Genomic DNA, 24,566 nt, shown 5'->3' with positions numbered 1-24,566 from the left:
CGTCCATTAAATACGCGCCTGGTGTCGGATTTAGCTTTATCTATTATGAGTACGGGCATGGAGCTGTTATGACAAAAACCGGAAAAGTGCTGACAGGTGTTGGTGGACTTATCGTGCTGCTACTGGCGGCGACGGTGATTTTCGTGATGACCTTTGACTGGAACCGTTTGAAGCCAACCATCAATGAAAAAGTCTCTGCTGAGTTGCAGCGGCCGTTTGCTATCCGTGGCAACTTGGGGGTGGATTGGTCACGTAAAGGGGATGAGCCGGGTTGGCGCGGCTGGATACCATGGCCACATATTCATGCTGAAGATTTGGTGTTGGGTAACCCGTCAGATTTAGTCAGTGATAAAACAGATAATAAAACTAACACGCTAGCCACAGATTTTCCGGCTGGGGAAATGGTCACGTTAAAACGGGTTGATGCCAGTATTGCGCCGTTGGCTTTATTGGCACAGAAAGTGTGGATCCCTCGTATCTGGCTAACACAACCGGATGCCAAGCTGCTTCGTCTGGCTAACGGTAAGAATAACTGGACCTTCAATCTGGCCAATAGCCCTACGCCGGGTGAAGCACCTTCTTCATCTTGGTCAGTGAATATTAACGATATTGTGTTTGATCGCGGTGAAATAACCCTCAGTGATGCCATTCTGAAAGCTGATTTGCACGCCGTGATCGACCCACTGGGTAAGCCATTGCCGTTTGCTGAGGTGACCGGTACTCGTAATGAGACAAAGGATAAACAGGTCACGGATAAGGCGCAGAGCCATACGCCAGATTATGTTTTCGGCTGGAAAATTGACGGTAAGTATCAGAGCCAGCCACTCACCGGCAGCGGAAAAATAGGCGGCATGCTGTCGATGAGTGATGCGAGCGTACCATTCCCGTTGCAGGCTGATGTGCGTTCTGGCTCTACCCGTGTGGTGGTAGCCGGTACCTTAACCGACCCTGGCAATCTGGCGGGATTAGATCTGCAATTGAAATTCTCCGGTGCCAGTCTGGACAACCTCTATCCCCTTATCGGTGTATTGCTGCCCGCGACCCCGCCTTACAATACCGATGGCCGCTTAATTGCCAGCCTAAAGCAAACTGGTGGCGCAGTTTATCGCTATGAAAACTTTAACGGTAAAATCGGTGACAGTGATATTCACGGCAGCCTGACCTATACCGCCAGCCAGCCACGGCCGAAATTAACGGGCAAAATGTCATCAGAAAAATTACGTTTTACTGATTTAGCCCCCTTGATTGGTGCTGACTCCAATCAGGAAAAGGCCAATCGTGGTGAGCGAAACCGGCAGCCTGCAAACAAGGTATTACCGACAGATAAGTTTGATACCAAAAGTTGGGGAGTGATGGATGCAGATGTTACGTATGCGGCTAAGCGTATCGAACGGGATAAATCATTACCTTTGAATAATCTGTCTACCCACGTGGTACTCAATCAGGGTGAGTTACGACTCGATCCACTGCGTTTTGGCATGGCGGGCGGTAACCTTAATGCCACTTTGCGGCTGAATGGCAACAAAGATCCGATGACCGGCAAGGTTGATTTGCATGCCCGTCGCCTGCAATTGAAAGAGCTATTGCCACAGGTACAGGCGATGCGCAACAGTCTGGGGCAGTTGAATGGCGACGCATCATTTACCGCTACCGGTAACTCAGTGGCTGCGTTGCTGGCAACCAGTAATGGTAACCTGCGCTTGCTACTGAATCAGGGGCTAATCAGCCGTAGCCTGATGGAGTTGTTGGGGCTGAATGTGGGTAACTATCTGGTGGCGAAGCTGTTTGGTGATGATGAGGTGAAAATTAACTGCGCAGTGGCCGATGTGCAGTTGCGCAATGGATTGGCAACACCGCGCCTGTTTGTTATTGATACCGAGAATGCCATTATCAACATTACCGGTAATATCAACTTTGCTACTGAGCGGTTGGACTTATCGGTCAATCCAGAAAGTAAAGGGCTGCGTATTCTGACCCTACGCTCTCCGCTGTATGTGAAAGGAACATTTAAACAGCCTGATGCTGGTGTGAAAGCGGGGCCGTTGATCGCCCGTGGTGCGGTTGCTGCTGTATTGGGTGTCGCACTCACACCTGCTGCGGCCTTGCTGGCACTGATTTCGCCCAGTGAGGCTGATGAAAACCAGTGCACCCCTTTCCTGCAAAAGATAAAGCAAAAGAAATAGAGCAATAAAAGATCTATCGCCAGGCTAATGGGAGCCGGTAAATCAATCAATTTGAACAGGGTAGCGGCTGGGCGGTGAGAGCGAGTAACTAACTGCCCGGCCGTTTTAACTCTACGAAGAAGAGAGCAGCGGCGGCGGCGGTGGAGATAGCAAATTACAGTCGTGATCCTGCAATTCTTCCACGGATGCACGGTGCAGTTTCGTCAGGCTCGCCTGGCTTGCCAGTAGTAAAAATGCCCCATCAGGCAATGCGGTCATGGCTAAACCATAGCGGCCCATACTATCTTTCGCTCCAGCCACCTCATCGGCTAACAGGCGGAATGCACCTGAGTGCTGCAATTCAGCGGCTGTTGTGCGCCGCACCAGATAGTCATGACCTAACAGACCACCTGGCAGGGGCTGCCACTGCTGACGGAAGTTTGCTTCTTGCGCCGCCAGCGCCGCTTTTACCTGTGGTTTCAGGCAAGAAATATGGATATGTAAATGATCCTGACTACGCCCGTATTTTGAATTAATGGTCAGTGAAATATCCGCATCATCAATTGGTGCGCCATATTTATCGGCCATAAAGTGACGGGCTTGCCAGGCATCAAGGAAGTAGTTTGGGCTGCTGCTCGTTAACAACTGTGGGCTTTCCATGCCGCTGATTTTAGCGGTCGGCATCAACAAATACTGCAATGGCCCAACATTCGATTTATACACCACAAAACCAGCCGGTATGTCAGCCGCGACACAAGGCTGCGGGCTATGTTCTGCGACCATATGGGGAACACATTGCTGGCTGACGATTTTCCACAGTGCATCCGCATTGCTAAAACGCAATTTATACACTGTGGCCAGCACCGCAACTGCAAGTAATATCAGTAAAAACCACGGTTTTTTTATATAACGCGACACGGATAGCCCTCTGTTTTTGATAACGGCGGCCAGTGTAGTGATAAGTCAGCGAGGTGAGCAAACGCCATAATGCTTATTTATCATTAATGGGGTATTGACCCTATCTGGTTGGGCTTATTGGGTGGCCTTGTTTCCCCCGCCTTGCGGTAAGGTTTCATCCTCATCGTAGTGGGCTGTGGCTATCCAGGCGGCACAAAATAACGTTAGCCGGGCAAAAAAGTAGAAAAACGCCATTAAACCAATAACGGAGCCAAAAGCCGCCCCGGACGGCGAACTGGCAAGGCGTGGTAGCATCATCGTCATGACAAACTTAATTATCTCAAAGCCGATAGCGGCAATCAGGGTGCCGCGCAGTAACGCTTTTTTCTTAGGTTTATGGCGCGGCAGAATCCAGAATATCCATAAAAATAACAAATAGTTAGCCGCAATAGAGATCGACAACGCAATCAATGTCATAACGGGCCGTAACCAATCAATTCCCCCCAATCCTAATGCATCAACAATGGCAGATTGTGCAGCACCGGCAATTGACGTCAGTGACAGGGTGATAATCAGTGCGATAACCAACCCGGTCAGCGAGATAAAATCGCGGGCATAACGGTAGTAGAACTTTTCCTGATCCTGTGGATTACGCTCCCACACATCCCGTGATTGAGCACGAATCGCCTCGCGTAAGTTCCCCATCCAACTGATACCGGAATACAGCGCAATCGCTAAGCCAGTCAAGCCGACGGTGGTGCGCTGCTGGATTGCGGTATTTACCGTGTTTTTAAGTGTAGCGGCCAGTGTTGGATCACTGATGGTATTGACAATTTTATTAATTAATTCAGCTAATAAGTCAGGATTAGACGCCAGGACAAAACCGACTGCGGCGAAAGAAACCATCAAAATAGGGATCAGTGACAAAAAAGAAAAATACGTAATAGCTGCACCAAACTGGCTGCCCATCCGGTCATTAAAGCGATCGGTGGCACGGATAATATGAGCAACCACTGGGTAAGCTTTGATGTGGTTACTCAGCTGGGTCATATAGGAAATGGCTTTTTTACCGGTTTCAATCCCCGCCGCCAGTGGGGCTGAATTGTCTTTCGGTGCGTTCGGCATAATTCTCCTCAGTGGCCTTAATCCATGCCTTATGCAGATGATTATTCTACAAAATATGATACAAAATGGCAGCAACCTGTTGATAATAGCAGAGTCGACGTCTATCACAACCTAACCAATAGTTATGCCAGGGTGTCGGTCGGGATTCTGTATGACCACGGATATCTCGATAGCTTATGTGTGCTCAATCATCATCACCGCAGTGGTATCCACGGCCAGTGCTTCAAAAATATGTTCCACATCAGCAGAATAGCTAATGTAGTCTCCTGCGTTTAACTCAACTGCTTGATCAACTGGGCCGATTCTGGCTTTTCCTGAACTGATAATCACATGTTCAATGGTACCGGGCATATGTGCTCGGGAGCGCCTGAGTTCACCGGGTTGAACATTAATCCGATAGATATCCCGCTGTACCCCTGTGGGGCAGGCAGCCAGCAACGTCGCGGTGTAGTTCGCCTGTTCAGAAACCGCAGTAATCCCTTCATTGGCCCTGATCACCTGAACATGCATGCGCGGCTGGGCGATAAGCCGACTGACCGGAACATCCAGTGCCATGGCTAACGACCACAGTGTTTCCAGACTGGGATTACCGGCTCCACCTTCCAATTGCGATAACGTCGATTTCGCGATACCTGCACGCTTTGCTAATTCCGTTACCGTCAGCCCTAACTTCTCACGTTCCCGGCGAATAGAGGCAGAAAGCAAGCCAATCGGGGTTGCTGCATGGTCTGAGTTATCGGGTATAAAGTGAGTCATTGTTCACCATATCATTCATTTGTTCATCTTGACGAACGACTGATTGTCGTTCACCATAATAGTCACTTGTTCATTTTAATGTATTGTCTGTTGAGTGCCAAGCACTCAAATACAAAAGCATCCTGGCAGCGATTACGGAGAGAGAATGATAAAAATGAAAGCTCGCGGGGCCATGGAAATGGTCGCAGCTATGCTTATTTCCGGTACTGTGGGCTGGCCGGTTATCGCATCAGGGCAACCTGCGGTAACGGTTGTGTTCTGGCGCTGTGTATTTGGTGCATTCGCCATGTTTATCGCTTGTGCCATGCTGGGTTTACTCAAACGCGGTGTGCTCACGCGACAGCATATCGTCATTGCAGTTATCGGTGGTATTACGCTGGTATTGAACTGGGTTCTACTGTTTGGCGCTTACTCTTATGCCTCCATTTCGATGGCAACCGTTACCTACCATACTCAACCCTTTATGCTGGTTGGGCTGGGGGTGCTGTTTTTTGGTGAGAAATTAACAGTAAATGCGCTCTGTTGGTTGCTGGTCGCTTTTGGCGGGATGCTGTTTATCATTATCGGGCAACCGGGGGCCATCACCTCAGGTTCTGACTACCTCTTCGGCATCATTATGGCGCTGGGGGCGGCATTTATGTATGCGGTAACGGCCGCGATTATCAAACGGCTAAAAGGCTTGCCACCACATCTGATTGTACTGATTCAGTTGTTGGTCGGCGCTATTTTGCTGGCACCCTTTGTGTGTTGGTCTGATTTACCGCTATCAGGCAACACATGGGGATTACTGTTCATTATCGGCGTGGTTCACACTGGGTTAATGTCCGCACTGTTGTACAGCGCGATTCAGAAAATCCCAACCAGTTTGGTTGGCACGTTATCTTTTATTTATCCGGTTGTGGCGATTATTGTCGACTGGTTGGTATTCGATCACCGCTTGAGTCTCGTGCAAATAGCTGGGGCGACCGCCATCCTATTGGCTGCTGCGGGCATGAATTTTGGCTGGAAACTACTAAGGGATCACCCGCGCGAAAGTAAGAAATATTCGCGAGGATAGAATTTAAAACAATAAAAAAGGCTATCAACCCTGCGGTCCATAGCCTTTCTGATCTTTTACCAAACCTTAACGCATGGTTACAAACTCTTCTGCGGCGGTCGGGTGGATAGCGACGGTGTTGTCGAAATCTTTCTTGGTCGCGCCCATTTTCACGGCGACAGCAAACCCTTGCAAGATTTCATCCATACCGAAACCGATACCATGGATACCAACAATCTTCTCTTCCACCCCTACGCAGACTAATTTCATCCGGCATGGCTGGCGGTGCTGAGTCACCGCGCTGTACATTGCAGTGAATGAAGATTTGTACACTTTCACCTGATCGTCGCCAAACTTCTCACGTGCTTGCGGCTCAGTCAGACCAATAGTGCCGATTGGAGGATGGCTGAATACCACGGTTGGGATATTACTGTAATCCAGATGCTCATCCGGCTTGTTATTGAACAAGCGTTCAGACAAACGGCGACCCGCAGCCACGGCTACAGGGGTCAGTTCAACCGCACCGGTGTTGTCCCCGACGGCGTAGATACCTTTGACGTTAGTGTTTTGGAACTTATCAACTTCGATATAGCCTTTGTCATTGGTTTTGACACCGCTGGCAGACAGATTGAGGTTGTCAGTTGACGGTTCACGGCCAATGGCCCAAATCAGGTGGTCAACGGTGACTTCAGTGCCATTTTCCAGTTGCAGCGTTAGGCTACCATCGGCGTTTTTAATCACCGCTTTTGGTACCGCGTCGGTATGCAGTGTTGGCCCTTCGGTGTTCATCACTTCAAGCAGAGTTTCAACAATCAGCGGATCAAAAGTACGCAATGGTGCATGTTTGCGCACAAACAGATGGGTTTCTGTACCTAACCCATTGAGCACCCCGGCGATTTCTACCGCGATATAACCTGCACCTACTACGGCAACTCGCTTTGGCATCTCGTCTAATTCGAAGAAGCCATCGGAGTTAATCCCGTATTCTGCGCCAGGGATATTCGGGTGACTTGGGCGGCCACCGGTGGCGATCAGGATGTGATCAGCAGTGATTTTTTCACCGTTCACTTCCACAGTATGCGCATCAACAAAACGCGCGAAACCATGAATAATATCCACTTTGTTATTGCCTAAACCACGCTCATAAGACTGATGGATACGATCGATGTAAGCAGTACGGTTAGCGATCAGCTTTTTCCAATCGAAATGGTTCACCGTGGTATCGAAACCGTAATCTGGGCCATACAAATGAATCGCTTCTGCAATTTGCGCAGCATGCCACATTACTTTTTTCGGCACACAACCAACGTTGACGCAGGTGCCACCAAGTTGTTTAGCTTCGATCAGCGCACACTTTTTGCCGTACATGGCTGCCCGGTTGATCGACGCGATCCCACCACTGCCACCGCCAATTGCCAGATAGTCGTAATGTTTGGTCATCAGAATCGTTCCCACGTTGTTTAAAATTTGCCTAACAGTTTAACGCTTACCCGAGTTTTGTCGCAAAGGTTGCGTCAATGGCTCTGATTCGCGTGACCAATTGATTTAGGCTGTGTTTATTCTGGCACTACCCACTTCACCAGGGTATGACCATGGCCCGATGGCACCAGCACGTTGTGCAGCCACGGCAACAAGGTATTCATCTGTTGTTCTAGCTTCCACGGCGGGTTAATCACAATCATGCCAGATGCGGTCATACCATGTTGGTCACTGTCCGGGCGCACTGCCAGCTCAATTTGCAAGATACGGCGGATGCCGGTGGCTTCCAGATCCCGTAACATACGTTTGATTTGCTGACGTAAAACCACTGGATACCATAATGCATAGGTACCCGTTGCAAAGCGTTTATAGCCTTCCTGAATACCTTTCACCACATCCTGATAATCCGTTTTCATTTCATACGGCGGATCAATCAGAACAAAACCCCGGCGTGATGATGGGGGCAATTGTGATTTAAGTTGTTGATAACCATCGGCACGTTGAACTTTAGCTCGCTCATCTTTAGCAAACTCATTGCGCAGCAACGGGTAGTCGCTTGGGTGTAGTTCAGTCAGATGAATTTTGTCATCTTCACGCAATAAATGGCGGGCGATTAATGGTGAGCCGGGGTAGTAACGCAGTTTTTCACTACGGTTAAAGTAATTGATAGCACTGATATATGGCGCTAAATCAGCAGGTAAATCATCTCGTTGCCACAGTAGGCCGATACCATCAAGGTATTCACCCGTGCGCTCGGCATGCTCGCCGCTTAACTGGTAGCGACCGGCACCGGCGTGGGTATCCAAATAAAGGAACGGTTTTTCTTTTTCCTTCAAAGACTCAATAATCAGACTTTGAACGGTATGTTTAAGAACGTCGGCATGGTTGCCGGCGTGAAAACTATGGCGATAACTTAACATTTTATTTTAACCAATTGATATTCTAATTTAAATCAAGGATTTAGCGAGAATATATGCTGTAGATTGTGGCAGTGCTTTTTATCTGTGGATGCGACAAACACCCTGGTGAGAAACCGCAGCCAGCACATTATGGCAACTAGTATAAACTGTCTGGTGGATAAAAACTGAATTGCATTAATCTGTGATGAATACCTGATCTCACCTCAATGGATATAATAATGACTAACAAGATAATTGCTGAGCACTACCCAGACGCTTTGCTCTGGTCCTTTGGCGACAGTTCTGAGATGGCAGATGAATTGGCACAATTGGTCATCAATGGCGCTAAAACAGCGACTTGTTGCTCCTATCGTGCTTATAAATCAGAAGCTTCGCCCAGTGTTGGTGATTACAATGTCATTCTCGATGGCCGAGGCACACCGGTTTGTGTCATTAGAACCATGAGCTTAACGCTGGTCCGCTATTGTGATGTCACCGCAGAAATGGCGGCCAAAGAGGGCGAGGGAGATAAAAGCTTGGTTTATTGGCAGACCGGGCATCGGGCCTTCTTTGAACGAGAGGGTGATTTCTCCCCTGAGATGCTATTGGTCTTTGAGCAATTTAAGCTGGTTGAGGTTTTTGCTACACCAGCAGTGCGAGCTTGATTGCCAAAATCGGTGGGTAATCAATAGTCGTCAGGCCGCCAGCCATTGATTTTCATGTTGATAGACCTCATGTTAATCATACATAGATAATTTATAAGTCGTCGTTGTATTCACCATCGCGGCGGTATTGAAAACGATCATTGATATTCAAAAGAATCATTGATATCCAAAACTATAATCAGGACTGCCCTATGACAAATCCGCTGTTGACCCCGTTCTCCCTGCCGCCATTTTCTGCGATTCGCCCCGAAGATATCGTGCCTGCGGTGAAATCCGCGCTGGATGAATGCCGTCAAGCGGTGGAGCGGGTAGTTGCCCAGCCAGGACCTTTCACTTGGGATAACCTGTGCCAGCCATTGGCTGAGTCTGACGATCGCTTATCGCGTATCTGGTCGCCGGTCGGGCATTTAAATTCGGTCAAAAATAGCCCGGAACTGCGCACTGCATATGAACAAAGCCTGCCATTGCTGTCGGAATACGGTACTTGGGTGGGTCAACATAAAGGTTTGTATCAGGCCTATGTCAGTCTGAAAGAAGGCCCGGGGTTTGATGCATTGACAGCCCCACAGCGCAAAGCAGTAGAGAATGCGCTGCGCGATTTCCAGTTATCCGGTATCGGTTTGCAACCCGATCAGCAGAAACGTTATGGCGAAATTGTCGCCCGTTTGTCTGAGCTAGGCTCCACTTACAGCAATAACGTGCTCGATGCCACTATGGGCTGGAGCAAGTTAATTACTGATGTTAACCAATTGCAAGGCTTGCCAGAAAGTGCCTTGGCTGCGGCTAAAGCTATGGCTGAAGCCAAACAGCAGGATGGTTGGTTGCTGACACTGGATATGCCAAGTTATCTGCCGGTTCTGACCTATGCTGATAACGCTAAATTGCGCGAAGAGATGTATCGCGCCTTTGCTACCCGCGCCTCTGATCAGGGGCCAAATGCCGGTAAGTGGGATAACAGTGAAATCATGGCGGAAATTCTGACATTGCGTCATGAATTGGCACAACTGTTAGGTTTTGGCAGCTATGCCGAGAAATCGCTGGCGACCAAAATGGCAGAAAGCCCGCAACAGGTGCTTGGTTTCCTAAACGATTTGGCGAAACGCGCCCGTCCGCAGGCTGAAGAAGAACTGGCACAATTACGTGCTTTTGCTGAAAAACACTACGGCGTCAATGAGTTGGCTGCTTGGGATATCACCTATTATTCAGAGAAGCAGAAGCAGCATCTGTTCTCCATCAGTGACGAGCAATTGCGACCTTACTTCCCGGAACAGCGGGTGGTGGAAGGGTTATTCGAAGTCGTTAAACGTATTTACGGTATTAGCGCCAAAGAGCGCCGAGATGTGGATACCTGGCATCCAGATGTGCGTTTCTTCGAACTCTTTGATGCCAGCGGTGAACTGCGCGGCAGCTTCTATCTTGACTTGTACGCCCGTGAGCACAAACGTGGCGGTGCCTGGATGGATGATTGCGTCGGTAGCCTGCGTCTGGCGAACGGTCAATTGCAAAAGCCGGTGGCTTATCTGACCTGTAACTTTAACGGGCCAGTCGGCGGTAAACCGGCGCTGTTCACCCATAACGAAGTCACCACCTTGTTCCATGAGTTCGGCCATGGTTTGCATCACATGCTGACCAAAATTGATACTGCCGGCGTCTCGGGTATCAATGGTGTCCCTTGGGATGCGGTCGAATTGCCGAGTCAGTTTATGGAAAACTGGTGCTGGGAGCCACAGGCGCTGGCGTTTATTTCCGGCCATTACGAAACCCATGAGCCACTGCCACAGGAGATGCTGGATAAACTGTTGGCGGCGAAAAACTATCAGGCGGCGCTATTTATTCTGCGTCAATTAGAGTTCGGGCTGTTCGATTTCCGCATGCATTATGAGTTCGATCCACTGACCGGTGCACAGATCCTGCCGATCCTGTATGAAGTGAAAAAGCAGGTGGCAGTGGTACCGTCACCGACATGGGGCCGCTTCCCACATGCCTTTAGCCATATCTTTGCCGGTGGCTATGCAGCGGGTTACTACAGCTATTTGTGGGCAGAAGTGCTCTCGGCAGATGCATTCTCGCGTTTCGAAGAAGAGGGGATTTTCAATGCTGCCACCGGGCAGTCCTTCCTCGATAATATTCTGTCCCGCGGTGGCTCTGAAGAGCCGATGACGCTGTTCAAGCGCTTCCGTGGCCGTGAACCGCAGTTGGATGCTATGCTGCGCCATTACGGTATTAAGGGCTAGAACGTGTCACAAGTCAGTATCTGTTTATTGTCTGAAGCAGGCGCCGCCCCCGGCGCCTTGTCTATTTTGGCTGAGCGTTGGGGTTTGGTGTCTGACGAGCAGGCCATTATGGCACTGGTGTTGACACCTGAGCGCCTTGAATTGCGCAAGAGGGATGAGCCGAAGCTCGGCGGCATTTATGTCGATTTTGTCTCCGGCACGTTGGCGCACCGCCGCAAGTTCGGTGGTGGGCGAGGGGAAGCGGTAGCCAAAGCCGTCGGGGTCAAAAAGGGTTATCTTCCCCGCGTGGTCGATGCTACCGCAGGCTTAGGGCGGGATGCGTTTGTTTTGGCGGCGCTGGGTTGCCAGGTGCAAATGCTGGAGCGCAATCCAGTGGTGGCAGCATTGCTCGATGATGGTTTGTGTCGCGGTTATCAGGATGCTGAGATTGGTCCGTGGCTGCGCGAACGGTTGACGCTGTTGCACGCCTCCAGCCTGATAGCACTGGCAGATATTGAACCCCGGCCAGAAGTGGTTTACCTCGATCCGATGTATCCGCACCGGCAGAAAAGTGCACTGGTTAAAAAGGAGATGCGGGTGTTCCAATCGCTGGTGGGTGCGGATGAAGATGCCGATGGTTTATTGGCACCGGCCCGCGCGTTAGCGACCAAACGGGTGGTGGTGAAGCGGCCAGATTATGCCGAGCCGTTGGCAGGAATAGCTGCGCAAGCGGCTGTAACCACTAAAAGTCATCGTTTTGACCTCTATATGCCACTTCCTTGATGTTATTACAGTGTCAGTTTGCCCTATGGCTGTAACACCAATGACTTTGGGTATATTGGTTTCAATCAGGCGGCTGCGCGTTATTGCAGCCACCTGAATCATCGATTCTACCTGGATAAATAGTTATGAAATAAGCGGTGAACTGACAATAAAATCATTGTGGGTGAATTGATGTTTACCGGTGAATTTTATCATCATATCGACTTTGCTTATTTTTGGATCGAAATCAATCATCAGATAGGTAATATTAGCGACATCATCATATTTCTGCATTAATTCTGTTTGACCATTCGCGCTGAATTGATTGACCATAACAATATTATTATTGCCAGCCATAATGAATGATAAATCAATTTTATCTTCACCAGAGGTAAAGTCGATGATGGTATCGGTATATTTTTTGGTGGAATCTCTGCTATTACGGTATTGGAAAATATCATGGCCCTCTCCCCCTTTCATCCGGTCAGCGCCGCGCCCGCCGAATAGCCGGTCATTGCCATTGCCACCGCTGAGCCGGTCATTACCCGCGCCGCCGGATAAGAAGTCATCACCCTTACCACCGGATAGCCTGTCATTACCACGGCCGCCAAATAGCCGGTCATTTCCCACCCGGCCCCATAATCTGTCATCACCACCCCCTCCGTTCAGGGTGTTATTTGATCGGTTACCGTTGATTTCATCATCACCGCTACCGGCGATGGCATTTTCAATCACGACTTTATTTGCAATTGAGACATTGCCTCTCAAACCACCAATATCAGAGAAACCACGCTTAGTCAGTGTGATTCTTTGGTCTTGATGATAGCCCGAGAAATCAAACGTATCGTTACCACCGGCATCCCACACGCAGAATACCAACTTGTCGTTAGCGTGGGTTGCAGTAAAGTAATCCCTATTACTATTGGAATTGAAACCATAAGTCGTATTACCGATACGGGTACGATTATTGGCTCCGTAAAGGTATTGAAGTGCTAAAATATCATGGAGTTGCGGGGTTGATGCAAAGTTACCCCCGTAGATTGCTCCTGAGTAGAACTCAGATAAATAGCTCATTACGCTGGTTTGTTGTGTTAAGCCTACGGTGTCATGAGTATGTTCCAAGCCGAGTGCATGGCCGAGTTCATGCATAAACACCCGACCACCATAGTTTGATTGCGTGGGGGCTAGATTCTCCTCTATCTTCGCATTAATAAATATGGGGCTGAGGTTACTAGGATTCGGGGGATAGGCATAACCGCCACGTGACCCATCGAGTGAAACATTGGTAATGGGGATGTTAGCTATAACATCATCTTTAGCCTCAATAAATTTAATATTCGCCACATCAGCAATGGCGAGCATAGCGGTTCTTATCTGGTGAATTTGGGCTTCATTAAGGGAATAGGCCGGAACACCCTCAGCTGATTTATAATAATGGTAATCTATTGGTATTCGTTGGCTAAATGAATAAGTGATAATACTTATTCCATTCTTATCTTTATTTTGCCATTTGTTTCTGCTGGTTATCGCTAATAGATTAATCGTCTTTGATTTATTAATATCAATACTATTATTAATATCTACAGTTCTGACATTATTTTTAGTCTGTTCCCTGAGCATTATTATTCCTCATAATTTAAATTATTTACTTTGCTATCGACTCATGCATGGGAAGGATGTTACTGACATCGATAATATTTAAAATAAGCACGTTCTTAAAAAGAACTAAGGATTTTATATATTACTCTGCGGGATATATGATTTTTAAATCTATGAGGATAAAGTTCCCATATTCTTCTGGTATTGTTACCTCAAAGAATATGGGAATAGAGTCTTACTTACAACACACCTTGGGCCAGCATTGCGTCTGCCACTTTAACAAAGGCCGCAATATTCGCGCCGTGTACATAGTGGGTTTGCTTGCCTTCGCCACCGTATTCAACACAAGATTGATGAATATCGAGCATGATGTGATGCAGACGGACATCAACTTTCTCTGCCTTCCAGCTCAGGCGGGCCGCGTTCTGCGCCATTTCCAGACCTGATGTGGCAACACCACCGGCATTGGCGGCTTTACCCGGTGCAAACAGCACCCCTGCATCAAGGAAAGCATCAGTTGCCTGAATAGTCGTAGGCATATTAGCGCCTTCGGCAACGGCTTTAACCCCGTTGGCAATCAGTTGACGTGCCGCTGGCAGGTCCAGTTCATTCTGCGTCGCACATGGCAGCGCGATATCAACCGGTACACTCCATGGCTGCTGATCGGCTAAATAGACCAGATTACGTTCACGGGCATAATCTTCAATACGACCATAACGATTGTTCTTAATCTCAGCCAGATGAGCCAGTTTTTCTGGGGTAAAGCCTGTTTCATCAACCACTGTACCACCTGAGTCAGAAGCGGTAATCACTTTGGCACCCAGCTCCATGGCTTTTTCAATAGTGTATTGTGCGACATTTCCGGCGCCGGAAACCGAGACTTTACGACCTTCAAAACCTAAGCCGTGACGTTTTAACATGGCGTCGGTGAAATAGACCAAGCCATAACCGGTGGCTTCCGGGCGAATCAGACTACCGCCGAAGGAGAGACCTTTGCCGGTGAAGACACAAGCGGTGTTATTCGACAGTTTTTTCATCATGCCAGACATAAACGCCACTTCACGGCCACCAACACCAATATCACCCGCCGGAACATCGGTATCCGGGCCGAGATGACGATACAGTTCCATCATCAGTGCCTGGCAAAAACGCATCACTTCAGCCTGACTTTTTCCTTTAGGATTAAAATCAGAACCGCCTTTGCCGCCTCCCATAGGCAGGGTTGTCAGGGCATTTTTAAAGGTCTGTTCAAAACCAAGGAACTTCAGAATTGATAAGTTTACTGATGGGTGGAAACGCATCCCGCCCTTATAAGGACCAATCGCCGAGTTAAATTGAACACGCCAGGCGCGGTTAACCTGAACTTTACCTTGGTCATCAGTCCAGGCAACGCGGAATTGAATAACACGTTCTGGCTCGACTAAGCGCTCGAGTAGGCTTTGTTCACGGTAATGTGGGTTTTGCTCCAGAAAGGGCCAAAGTGACGTGAAGACTTCACGTACTGCTTGGAGATATTCTGGTTGGTTGGCATCACGTTGTTGTAAAGATTCTAAGAACGACTCCAGAGAGGTTAAACCATTCATCACTAATAATTCCTTGTACCAATTAAGACTCTCCCTACACCTTTTTGCGAACTATTATTATTATCCAAATAGTGAGGAGACGATGTTGTGCATCTTCGACTATATCACTGGTTTATATTCATACAGCAAGGGATTTTGACAAAAACTTAGCAGGGTTATCAATGAGTGGCTATCGGGGCTTGGCGGGGGTTGTTGATTAAAAACGCCCGCAAAAGGCGGGCGTTAAAGCTAAACAGGATGACTCTCGCGAAACTTATTCGTCTTCGGCGTCGTCATCGCGCAGTGGCACGATAAGCATATCGACATGTACGGTATTGATCAGTTGGCGTGCTGAAGACATCAATTTGCTCCAGAAATCCTGATGATGACCGCATAATACCAAGTCCATATCATATTTCTTAATGGCATCAACCAGTACCTGGCCCAAATCGCCGCTACCGCTGAGGGTTTGCTCAATTGGGTAGCCCGCATTTTGCGAAAGCTCAGTTAATGCATTATGGGTTTCTTCAGAGATACGTTTTTGCATATCACCAAGATTAACGTCGATCAGACCGGTATAGAGGTCTGAGTAGTTAACATCAACATGGATCAGGGAAACTTTGGCATTGTACGGTCTGGCCATGGAGACCGCCTTTTCCACCAATACCTTACTTTCTGGAGATAGGTCAACCGCAATCAGAATGTGTTTGTAAGCCATAAGTAAACTCCTTCCATAATGTTAATTAATGGGTAAGCAAACATTCAACCTGTTGAACGGGTGCTAACACGGTATCTGCATACTATCATTATGACCCCTAACTGAAGTGTTTCACGGATCACAACGCACTGTTTTGATGATGATCACTAAAGCATCCGTATGTCATTTTGCACCAAATTGCACCAATAAGTGATGAGATTCGCCCGTTAATTGCCTTGGCGCACGGTGAGAATACTTGAATTTAAAGCAGATCATTATCTTAAGTATAGCGCTGATAAATCATCATGATTAACGGAATTTCATATTTGTGATGCAAATATAATTTACAAAAAACAGCAGCCAAATTTATGTAATTCAGTTAAGAGAGATTAATATTTAAGCGGAATTTGTATGGGTTACGAGCATTTATCAGTGACAGATATTCGATATAAGTTAATGCCAATCGATAGTTAACAAATGCCTAAATAGGCTTAATTTAGAGATTATCAGGCTATTTTCCATTTCATTTCCTACACTGATAAAGGGAGTCCTACACGTTCGGATACTGTGTCGAACGAACAACGTATCGAGCATAGTCAGAAAGCGGACGATAGGGGGTGTTTTTTGAGGCCCTGGGGGTGTTTGTATCGGCTAGAGTAAGCGATGGCACAGAGGTTCAGGTGATTGACCCAATGTGTGAGATATCGCTGGGAGGATAATTATGATCAGTACCGTCGCGCTTTTTTGGGCTTTATGTGTGGTATGTGTGATTAATATGGCACGTTATTATTCATCTCTGCGTGCTTTGTTAGTGGTATTACGTGGCTGCGACCCGTTGCTGTATCAATATGTTGATGGTGGTGGCTTTTTTACCTCCCACGGTCAGCCGAGCAAACAAATTAGATTAGTGGGTTACATCTTCGCCCAACGTTATCTTGATCACCACGATCCTGAGTTTATTCGCCGCTGTGAGAGGCTACGTGGGCAATTTATACTGACCAGTGCATTATGTGGATTGGTAGTGGTCAGTCTGGTGGGTTTAATGTTGTGGTATTAGTATGAATTATTGGCAGAGAAGCCTTTAAAAAGGCGACCTGATAAGGCCGCCTTTTTTATTTACCGTAACCGTTCAATATGTTTACTGCCCGGTCTTATCACAGTGCTAGGTTGAGGCGCACTATGATAGTAATACGTTTCGCTGGGTTTAAATGAATCTTAGAGCCACCCAGTACAACCCACCGGAAAGAAGAATAGATATTGGTAAGGTTAATACCCACGCCAACATAATGTTCTTCACCGTTTTACTCTGAACACCACCGCCATCAACCAACATGGTCCCGGCAACTGCGGAAGAGAGCACTTGCGTTGTCGATACTGGCATACCGGTATAACTCGCAATACCGATGGAAACCGCCGCAGTCATCTGGGCAGAAACCCCTTGCGCGTAAGTCATGCCTTTCTTACCGATTTTCTCACCGATGGTGACTGCCACACGTTTCCAGCCAATCATGGTACCCAAAGAGAGGGCCAGAGCGACGGCAACGATGATCCAGGTCGGTGCATATTCCACAGTTTCCAACAAATCTGTACGCAGATTATTGAGGAAACGGCGGTCTTCAGCACTGGTTTCAGGCAGTTTGGCAACAGTCCCTGCGGTTTCGGCAACACACATCAGCAAGCGACGCATATGGCTGCGTTGATCAACCGTCAGATCGTCATAGCTTTGCAGATTAGCCAGCAACGTTTGGGCATGATCAATGGCAATCATGGCGCGTGAGCTATCACAATGGAACTGTGCCGGTGTATTCGGCAATGTTTCTGGTGCAGGTACCAGCGGTTTCAGCGCGACAGCATGAGGTAACACCTCAACATGTTGCTGATAATATTGTTGCAGATGGGTCACTGCATCGCGGGTGCGGGCAATATCATAACCGGTTGCATTCATATTCACGACGAACCCAGCCGGAGCCACGCCGATTAATACCAGCATGATCAAGCCAATCCCTTTCTGACCATCGTTAGCGCCATGAGAGAAACTCACACCGATAGCCGATAGAATCAGCGCAGTACGGGTCCAGAAGGGCGGTTTACGTTTACCGTCTTTCTTTTCACGTTCAGCAGGTGTCAGGTGAATACGTTGCTGTTTCTTGGACCCGTTCCAGTAACGACGTAGCAGGAACACCATCAAACCGGCAATAACCAGACCCACAATTGGGGATAAGATTAATGACAGGAAGATTTGAATCATCTTAGGAACGTTCAGTGCATCTACAACAGATGTACTGGTCATTAATGCATTGGTTAAACCAATACCGATGATTGCACCAATTAGCGTATGAGAGCTGGAAGCCGGGATACCGAAATACCAAGTGCCCAAATTCCAGATAATCGCCGCCAGTAGCATAGAGAAGACCATAGCCAACCCATGCGCCGAACTGACGTTTAACAGCAGATCAGTAGGCAATAAGTGAACGATAGCATAAGCCACGCTCAAACCGCCCAGCATCACGCCGAGGAAGTTAAACACCCCTGCCATCACAACAGCAACCTGTGAACGCATGGCACGGGTATAGATTACGGTCGCGACCGCATTGGCTGTATCATGAAAACCATTGATGGCTTCGTAAAACAGCACGAACAACAAAGCAAGAACTAACATTAGGCCGGTATGGAAATCCAGGCCAGCGAAAAGATGTAGCATAAGCGTTACGCCAGTTTGTGGACATGAACGCGGCGCATTATCAGTGACAATGGGGGGTGGGGAAAAGGAAAATATGACCTTTTTTTGACATGACCGCAGACGAATTCGTCTTATTGAGCAACATATGCATGTTATATCAGCAGGTTACTTAGTTTTACTGTATGAGACATTTTCTTACTATAGCGATATTCCTGCGAGCGACTTACAATCTCCCGCCGCCAATTTGTCGGTTGAATGCGCTAAATAATATAATAATCAGCCAAAAGCGGGCAATTTTGCAGCGATGATGATTTTACTCAGTGAGGCCAAGTGTGGAACAGTTTGATGTGGTAGTGATAGGTGCAGGTGCTGCGGGGCTATTTTGTGCCGCTCAGGCTGGACAAGCCGGATGTCGGGTGTTGTTGGTCGATAACGGCAAAAAGGCGGGGCGCAAAATACTGATGTCTGGTGGTGGCCGCTGTAATTTTACCAATCTCTTTGCAGAGCCTGCCGCGTATCTGTCACAGAATCCTCACTTCTGTAAATCTGCCTTGGCGCGTTATACCCAATGGGATTTCATCGATCTGATGAATCGCTATGGCATTGCCTGGCATGAGAAAGCGCTAGGGCAGTTGTTCTGCGATGACTCTGCTCAGCAGGTGGTTGAACTATTACTGAAAGAGTGTGAGCTGGGGCAAGTCACGATTCGGTTGCGTAGCGATGTTTTGTCGGTTGAAAAAAGCGGCACCGGTTTCGTATTACAAATTAATAATTTGGAAGTGAGCACTAACTCACTTGTCGTCGCCTCTGGCGGACTCTCTATGCCCGGACTTGGTGCTTCACCGTTCGGCTATAAGTTGGCAGAACAGTTTGGCTTGAAAGTCCTCCCTACCCGTGCGGCATTAGTCCCGTTCACCTTGCACAAACCGCTGCTGGAGCACCTGCAAACATTATCTGGGGTTTCCGTGCCTGCGGTGGTCACCGCCGAAAATGGCGTTAGCTTCCGTGAGAGTATTTTGTTTACTCACCGTGGGCTTTCTGGCCCAGCAATTTTACAACTTTCAAGCTATTGGCAGGCTGGTGAGTATGTGAGCATTAACTTACTTCCTGATACTGATTTAGATGATTTTCTAAACAGTGAGCGAAAAAACCACCCTAATCAGACACTGAAAAATACTCTGGCTCAACGGTTACCTAAGCGGCTGGTGGAGTGCCTTCAGACCTTGGAGCAACTGCCAGACGTTACCCTGAAGCAATTAAACGCGCCGCAGCAGGCCGCGTTAGTCGCCAATCTTCAACAATGGCGAGTGCAGCCCAATGGCACCGAGGGCTACCGTACTGCTGAGGTCACTCTTGGTGGTGTTGACACCCAAGAGCTCTCCTCTAAGACAATGGAGGCCCATAAAGTGCCTGGAATGTACTTTATTGGTGAGGTTGTTGATGTCACTGGCTGGTTGGGTGGCTATAACTTCCAATGGGCCTGGAGCTCTGCCTGGGCCTGTGCGCAGGCATTGGCGGTGTGCAGCAAAAATAAAGTTTGTACACTAAAAATTAAGTTCGTACATTGCCATAAATAAAGTTTGTACATTGTTCTATACTTCACTCAGTAGCCAACGCTGGGAGTGAGCATCTTGAGCAAAAAAAGGCAGCTAGAAACGCAGGCTGATTTTCAGCGAGCTCTTAAAAATCGCTATGGCTTGGGTGAAGGGAACAGTTACAAACCTTGGCTTCGAGTTCAGGATGTATCCTCTTACGGTAACAGTGCCAAGATTCGAGGTATCAAGACGAATAGAGAACATCACACACTTTCCGAGCATGAAACCTGTTTTTTCTACATCGCCGAATTCTGTGATTCGGTCATTGATATTAGAGAACAATTCCCCCTCCTTCCGATAGGCCTCTCGCTAAAAATCGCTAAAACACTTGGTATTGAGCATCCTAAAATACCAAATACCTCAAGTTATAACGTTATGTCGACGGATTTTGTACTTACGATCCAACGTGATGGGCTCATATCTTATGATGCTGTATCTGTTAAGCCAATAAATAAATTATCCGATAAGCGCACTGCGGAAAAGCTCGAGATAGAACGATTATGGTGGCAGCTACAGGGAATCCCATTCCATTTGTTTGTTGCTACAGAGCAAAACCGTACACAATCTCAAAATATCGAATGGGCAACATGGCCATTGCGGCATGGCGTTCTATTAGCTGATTCCTTACTTGATGAAGCTGTATTATTAATGGCAAAAGGGAAATGGTTGACTGAAGAGCTTTGTCGCCAGTTCATACAAAAATTGGGGGCCGGTCGTGAAGAGGCTTTAATGATCTTGCGCATTTTAATTGGAACTAAGCGAATTGTTGTCGACTTAAATAAGATGGTTGTTGACTCAGGAATAATTGATATTAAAGATATAAAACTTTCATCATTGGAGATACGTTATGTTAGTTAGCCGGAATAGCGTTTGGGAAATAGAAGGCCTAGATGGTTTATTACCGGGTAGATATCGCGTATTGGAGTGTTATTCAGAACAAGACAGCATCATCGTTTTCCCTTTAATTAATACAAAAGAGTTACAAAAACCTATTTTAATTATCTTTTCATTTTTTCTAGAATCAATAAAGAATAATTACTGTGTTGAAAGCTATTTTCCTTTGCCTTTTTATCAATTAGTCTCCGATCAAGATATTCCTGATAGTTATCGTAAGAAACGTGACCAACGTTATGAGCTAGTGAGCGGATTATTATCTAGTCCTAATTTTCTTTGGGAGTTTAGTCTATTTGAGCGTTCTAAATTGGTGAGTACTTATGCAAAGAAAAAAGGTACTTATGTTCAGAATATTTATAGGATTCTGAATCAATACTGGCGATTTGGCCAAGATAGAAATGCTTTAATTCCTGCCTACAAAAATAGTGGTGGTGTTGGTCAAAGTAGAGTTGCTGGTGAAAAAAAAAGAGGATTCCCCGGTCGAATTTACCAAGGCTGCTTTAATGTACCTATTGGTATCAATACGACAGAATGGGATAAAAATATATTTATAAAAGGCATGAAAAAATTTGGTCTAAAAGGCCGCCATGTTCCATTGAAGCGTGTGTATGACCAGATTCTCGTAGAATTTTACCGCGAGGAAATTTGCAATGCGGAGGTAGAAAAACGACCTGCAAGACTTCCTTCGTATCCAATGTTTTGTTATTGGATAAAGAAGCTAATTCCTGAAAACCAAATCATTAGAAAACAAAATAATACAGGATACTTCGAGCGTAATAAGCGTAGTCTTATAGGGGCAGCAACGGACCATACTCTCGTACCCGGGAGTTGTTTTGAGCTAGATGCTACCGTTTTGGATGTACATATTGTTTCTGATTTTAACCGAAATCATGTGCTAGGTAGACCAACTCTTTATTGTGTTATTGATAAAGAAAGCAGAATGATAACGGGATTACATGTTTCAATGGAGTACGCATCATGGCGTGCTGGTCGCCAAGCATTGGTTAACACTTTCACATCGAAGAAAAATTATTGTGCAAGGTTTGGTATTGATATAAAAGAGGAGGATTGGCCTTGCCATCATATTCCTCAACGACTTCTTTGTGACAGGGGGGAATTTATTTGCAATAAGCCCGAAGAGCTTGCAGTTCCCTTGATCGGACATTTAAGTATTGCACCACCATATAGAGCAGATTTAAAAGGGATAGTTGAACGGCGGTTTCGTATATTAAATGAAGAATTAATTCATGAGCTGAAAGGTACGACTAGAGGACGACATTATATTAGGGGAGATAAGGATCCGAGGCAAGAGGCTATCTATACGCTTAATGAAGTGACTCAGTTATTAATTGATCAAGTTCTTGAACATAATTGCTCAATCCTGAGTCGATTAGCATCACAAACGCGACTACTTATGGAAGCTGATCTTCCCCCAACTCCGTTCAACTATTGGAATATTCATATTGATAAACATAGGCATGCATTGACAGTAGCCAATGAGGATGAAATACGTGCAAAGCTTCTTCCTATTGCGAAAGTCTCTATGACGCGATTAGGAATTCGGCTCAATGATGATATGTATTATGAGTGTGAAAGAGATGAATTTGATGGGTGGAAAGTTATCGCTAGATCATCCGGTCGATGGGGGCTTGAGGCACGCATTGATCAGGATAACTCTTCCTTTATCTATGTTCGACTTCAGCCAAACGAGGGATTTACGCGATGTGCACTTATGAGGTGCTCTAACAATCTAAAAGACCAACATATAGCTGATATATCTTATTTTAAAGATTGGAAGATGCTGGCGAATAAAAATTTCCTACCGACATCAGAATCATTGGAGCGATATGATAGAAGAAAGAAAATTGAGAAAAATGCATTAAATGAGATGTCGATTTTGCCAAAAATATCGCGCAAATCAGAGCGTATTCTTAACATGACGGAACGGCGAAACGAGGTCATTAAGACAGAAAGATCATTAGGAGGAGTTGAGCAAATACCATTTAAAAAAGGATTGATATTAGCTACTTCTGATAATAATAAAGAGAGTAATATTCTTGAAGCCGTGCCTGAAAATATAATATCGCTGATACAGCGGCAGCGAGATAAACGAAAATGAAATGCGAGCCGGCTGTTTATACAATAGCGCTCTTACCTGAACATAGGGGAAATCCACTTATTGAGGCTTTAGGTTTTAAGAAGACTGATGAAGAGCTATGGGATGGGATGGCTTATTACCCTACATGCTCATATGAAGAGCGAAAGCTCAATGCATTAGTTCGCGTAGATTACCTTTCCCGGTTAGATAACTTTCGACAAACACTTCCTGATTACATCAAATGTTTTAGGGCTATCGAAAGTGCTCTTAAGTCAGGATATTCGGCAAAAAACCCACTATCGCCCACCACAATGAATTATCTCCATTATCCCGTAGATGGGCGTCCAAATATCGAACCTAAAACCGGCTTCTTTAAGCCAAAGGGTTGTGGAGTAACATTGATCGGCGAAAGTGGTGTGGGGAAAACAACGTTACTGGAGCAGGTTCTTGGACAATTCCCTGATGTTATTATTCATTCTAATTACCAACATCAACCTTTATCTCTATTACAGGTTATTTGGCTAAAAGCAGATTGCCCATATGACTGTAGCGTACGTGAACTCTGTGAGAGTATCCTAACCATGCTGGATGAAAAACTCGGTCTAGAACCAACAATGCCGGGTCGAACCATCCCAATGTTATTCCGGCAGATTGAGGCTAAGATTAAATCTAGTTTTCTTGGCATATTGGTCATAGATGAAATGCAGAATATGACAGCACGAAAAACACGAGGTGAAGATAGATTGCTTAGGTTTATCCATAATTTAGTTAATAATTTAGGTGTGCCAGTATTATTTTGTGGTAATCCACCTTTTGATGATTTATTAAGCAAAACACTAAGAACTGCGAGGAGAGCTGAGAATGGAGGTTATTTTAAAATGCAGTTGCTTGATAATGATGAAATGTGGACGCTATTTGTAGAAGAATTATGGCAGTTACAATGGACAAACGTTGTAACACCCGTAACCAATCAATTGAGCAGTACTCTGTATGAGTTATCAGCGGGTAATATCGACTTAGCTGTAAGAATCTACAAAGAAGCACAGCGCTATATTATTGGTAGCAATGATGAAAGAATTACATCAGCATTACTTGAACATGCGGCCACAATAGCCAGTCAAGCATCTGCTCCCTCGATGTTTTTAATCCGAAGGGCTAAGCTTAGGTCTACTCAGCGCAAGAAAACTATCATAGAAAATCCGACAGAATCGATCTTATCGCCAGAATTAAGTAAAACATCAAAAACGGTACCTGGTGATATCAGTCGTCCGCAGCACCCCGAATTTTCTGAAGGTTTATTGGCGCTAATCGAAACGCAGGATCTTTCCCATAGGATTGTTGAACCAGACGTATTTCAAAGAGCTGCAGGTGAGGAAAATCCACTGAAATTACTTCAGCAAGCCGGGATATATTGTGAGGATCCGCTAGATACGTTTATGTAAAATTG

At 46.5% G+C, this 24,566-nt stretch carries 19 protein-coding genes; 10 read left to right on the top strand and 9 right to left on the bottom strand.

All coding sequences use genetic code 11. The features are described from left to right. Window positions 1-68: 68 nt before the first annotated feature. Window positions 69-2,183, top strand: a complete 2,115-nt coding sequence (locus A6J66_016115) for an AsmA family protein (protein PNM25568.1) — start codon at window positions 69-71, stop codon at window positions 2,181-2,183. Between the two features lie 111 nt (window positions 2,184-2,294). On the opposite strand, the gene A6J66_016110 is transcribed toward A6J66_016115, so the two are convergent. The 3 genes from A6J66_016110 to A6J66_016100 form a co-directional block, all read right to left on the bottom strand. After that, window positions 2,295-3,080 (bottom strand): CDP-diacylglycerol diphosphatase, encoded by a 786-nt coding sequence (locus tag A6J66_016110; GenBank protein ID PNM25567.1) that lies wholly within the window; start codon window positions 3,078-3,080, stop codon window positions 2,295-2,297. A 114-nt stretch (window positions 3,081-3,194) separates the two neighbouring features. After that, window positions 3,195-4,184, bottom strand: coding sequence for an inner membrane protein YhjD (gene yhjD / locus A6J66_016105; protein PNM25566.1), 990 nt, complete (start codon window positions 4,182-4,184; stop codon window positions 3,195-3,197). A gap of 174 nt (window positions 4,185-4,358) precedes the next feature. Next, window positions 4,359-4,940: an XRE family transcriptional regulator gene (locus A6J66_016100; protein ID PNM25565.1), complete on the bottom strand. Its 582-nt coding sequence runs from the start codon at window positions 4,938-4,940 to the stop codon at window positions 4,359-4,361. Between the two features lie 148 nt (window positions 4,941-5,088). Here A6J66_016100 and A6J66_016095 point away from each other — a divergent pair, with 148 nt between their 5' ends. After that, on the top strand, window positions 5,089-5,997 hold the full coding sequence (locus tag A6J66_016095; GenBank protein ID PNM27042.1) for an EamA/RhaT family transporter: 909 nt from the start codon (window positions 5,089-5,091) through the stop codon (window positions 5,995-5,997). A gap of 66 nt (window positions 5,998-6,063) precedes the next feature. Here A6J66_016095 and A6J66_016090 read toward each other — a convergent pair whose 3' ends face one another. Together A6J66_016090 and A6J66_016085 are read right to left on the bottom strand one after the other, a co-directional pair. Beyond that, window positions 6,064-7,416 (bottom strand): glutathione-disulfide reductase, encoded by a 1,353-nt coding sequence (locus A6J66_016090; protein PNM25564.1) that lies wholly within the window; start codon window positions 7,414-7,416, stop codon window positions 6,064-6,066. A gap of 116 nt (window positions 7,417-7,532) precedes the next feature. After that, window positions 7,533-8,375 (bottom strand): 23S rRNA (adenine(2030)-N(6))-methyltransferase RlmJ, encoded by an 843-nt coding sequence (locus A6J66_016085; protein PNM25563.1) that lies wholly within the window; start codon window positions 8,373-8,375, stop codon window positions 7,533-7,535. Window positions 8,376-8,593: 218 nt separating this feature from the next. Here A6J66_016085 and A6J66_016080 point away from each other — a divergent pair, with 218 nt between their 5' ends. The 3 genes from A6J66_016080 (at window position 8,594) to A6J66_016070 (ending at window position 12,015) form a co-directional block, all read left to right on the top strand. Beyond that, the gene (locus A6J66_016080) at window positions 8,594-9,019 is read left to right on the top strand and encodes an ASCH domain-containing protein (GenBank protein PNM25562.1); all 426 of its coding nucleotides are present in this window, start codon (window positions 8,594-8,596) and stop codon (window positions 9,017-9,019) included. Between the two features lie 191 nt (window positions 9,020-9,210). Beyond that, entirely contained in the window at window positions 9,211-11,253 is a 2,043-nt protein-coding gene (locus tag A6J66_016075) for an oligopeptidase A (protein ID PNM25561.1), read from the top strand. A 3-nt stretch (window positions 11,254-11,256) separates the two neighbouring features. Further along, a complete protein-coding gene (locus tag A6J66_016070; GenBank protein ID PNM25560.1) occupies window positions 11,257-12,015 on the top strand; it encodes a 16S rRNA (guanine(1516)-N(2))-methyltransferase RsmJ in 759 nt (252 codons plus the stop codon). Between the two features lie 123 nt (window positions 12,016-12,138). On the opposite strand, the gene A6J66_016065 is transcribed toward A6J66_016070, so the two are convergent. The 3 genes from A6J66_016065 to A6J66_016055 form a co-directional block, all read right to left on the bottom strand. Then, complete coding sequence (locus A6J66_016065) at window positions 12,139-13,614, bottom strand: metalloprotease (GenBank protein PNM25559.1); 1,476 nt, start codon at window positions 13,612-13,614, stop codon at window positions 12,139-12,141. Between the two features lie 218 nt (window positions 13,615-13,832). Next, window positions 13,833-15,176, bottom strand: coding sequence for an NADP-specific glutamate dehydrogenase (locus A6J66_016060; GenBank protein ID PNM25558.1), 1,344 nt, complete (start codon window positions 15,174-15,176; stop codon window positions 13,833-13,835). Between the two features lie 253 nt (window positions 15,177-15,429). Then, the gene (locus A6J66_016055) at window positions 15,430-15,873 is read right to left on the bottom strand and encodes a universal stress protein UspA (GenBank protein PNM25557.1); all 444 of its coding nucleotides are present in this window, start codon (window positions 15,871-15,873) and stop codon (window positions 15,430-15,432) included. A gap of 700 nt (window positions 15,874-16,573) precedes the next feature. Here A6J66_016055 and A6J66_016050 point away from each other — a divergent pair. Further along, window positions 16,574-16,909, top strand: coding sequence for a universal stress protein UspB (locus A6J66_016050; protein PNM25556.1), 336 nt, complete (start codon window positions 16,574-16,576; stop codon window positions 16,907-16,909). Between the two features lie 147 nt (window positions 16,910-17,056). On the opposite strand, the gene A6J66_016045 is transcribed toward A6J66_016050, so the two are convergent. Beyond that, on the bottom strand, window positions 17,057-18,553 hold the full coding sequence (locus A6J66_016045) for an inorganic phosphate transporter (GenBank protein ID PNM25555.1): 1,497 nt from the start codon (window positions 18,551-18,553) through the stop codon (window positions 17,057-17,059). 311 nt (window positions 18,554-18,864) lie between these two features. Between A6J66_016045 and A6J66_016040 the strand changes: the two genes are divergently transcribed. Genes A6J66_016040 through A6J66_016025 form a run of 4 tightly spaced genes read left to right on the top strand, consistent with a single transcriptional unit; the run spans window position 18,865 to window position 24,561 of the window. Next, window positions 18,865-20,109, top strand: coding sequence for an NAD(P)/FAD-dependent oxidoreductase (locus tag A6J66_016040; GenBank protein PNM25554.1), 1,245 nt, complete (start codon window positions 18,865-18,867; stop codon window positions 20,107-20,109). A 54-nt stretch (window positions 20,110-20,163) separates the two neighbouring features. After that, window positions 20,164-20,985, top strand: coding sequence for a heteromeric transposase endonuclease subunit TnsA (locus tag A6J66_016035; protein ID PNM25553.1), 822 nt, complete (start codon window positions 20,164-20,166; stop codon window positions 20,983-20,985). Next, window positions 20,975-23,140 carry a transposase gene (locus tag A6J66_016030; GenBank protein PNM25552.1) on the top strand — a complete coding sequence of 722 codons (2,166 nt, stop codon included), beginning with the start codon at window positions 20,975-20,977 and terminating at the stop codon, window positions 23,138-23,140. Before A6J66_016035 ends, A6J66_016030 begins: the two co-directional genes overlap by 11 nt. Continuing rightward, window positions 23,137-24,561 carry an ATP-binding protein gene (locus tag A6J66_016025; GenBank protein ID PNM25551.1) on the top strand — a complete coding sequence of 475 codons (1,425 nt, stop codon included), beginning with the start codon at window positions 23,137-23,139 and terminating at the stop codon, window positions 24,559-24,561. Before A6J66_016030 ends, A6J66_016025 begins: the two co-directional genes overlap by 4 nt. Window positions 24,562-24,566: the final 5 nt, after the last annotated feature.

This window comes from Yersinia enterocolitica (assembly GCA_002082245.2).
Classification (GTDB): Bacteria; Pseudomonadota; Gammaproteobacteria; order Enterobacterales; family Enterobacteriaceae; genus Yersinia; species Yersinia enterocolitica_E.
Note: the sequence above shows the minus strand (reverse complement) of the source record. Positions and strands in the feature narration are given on the sequence as shown.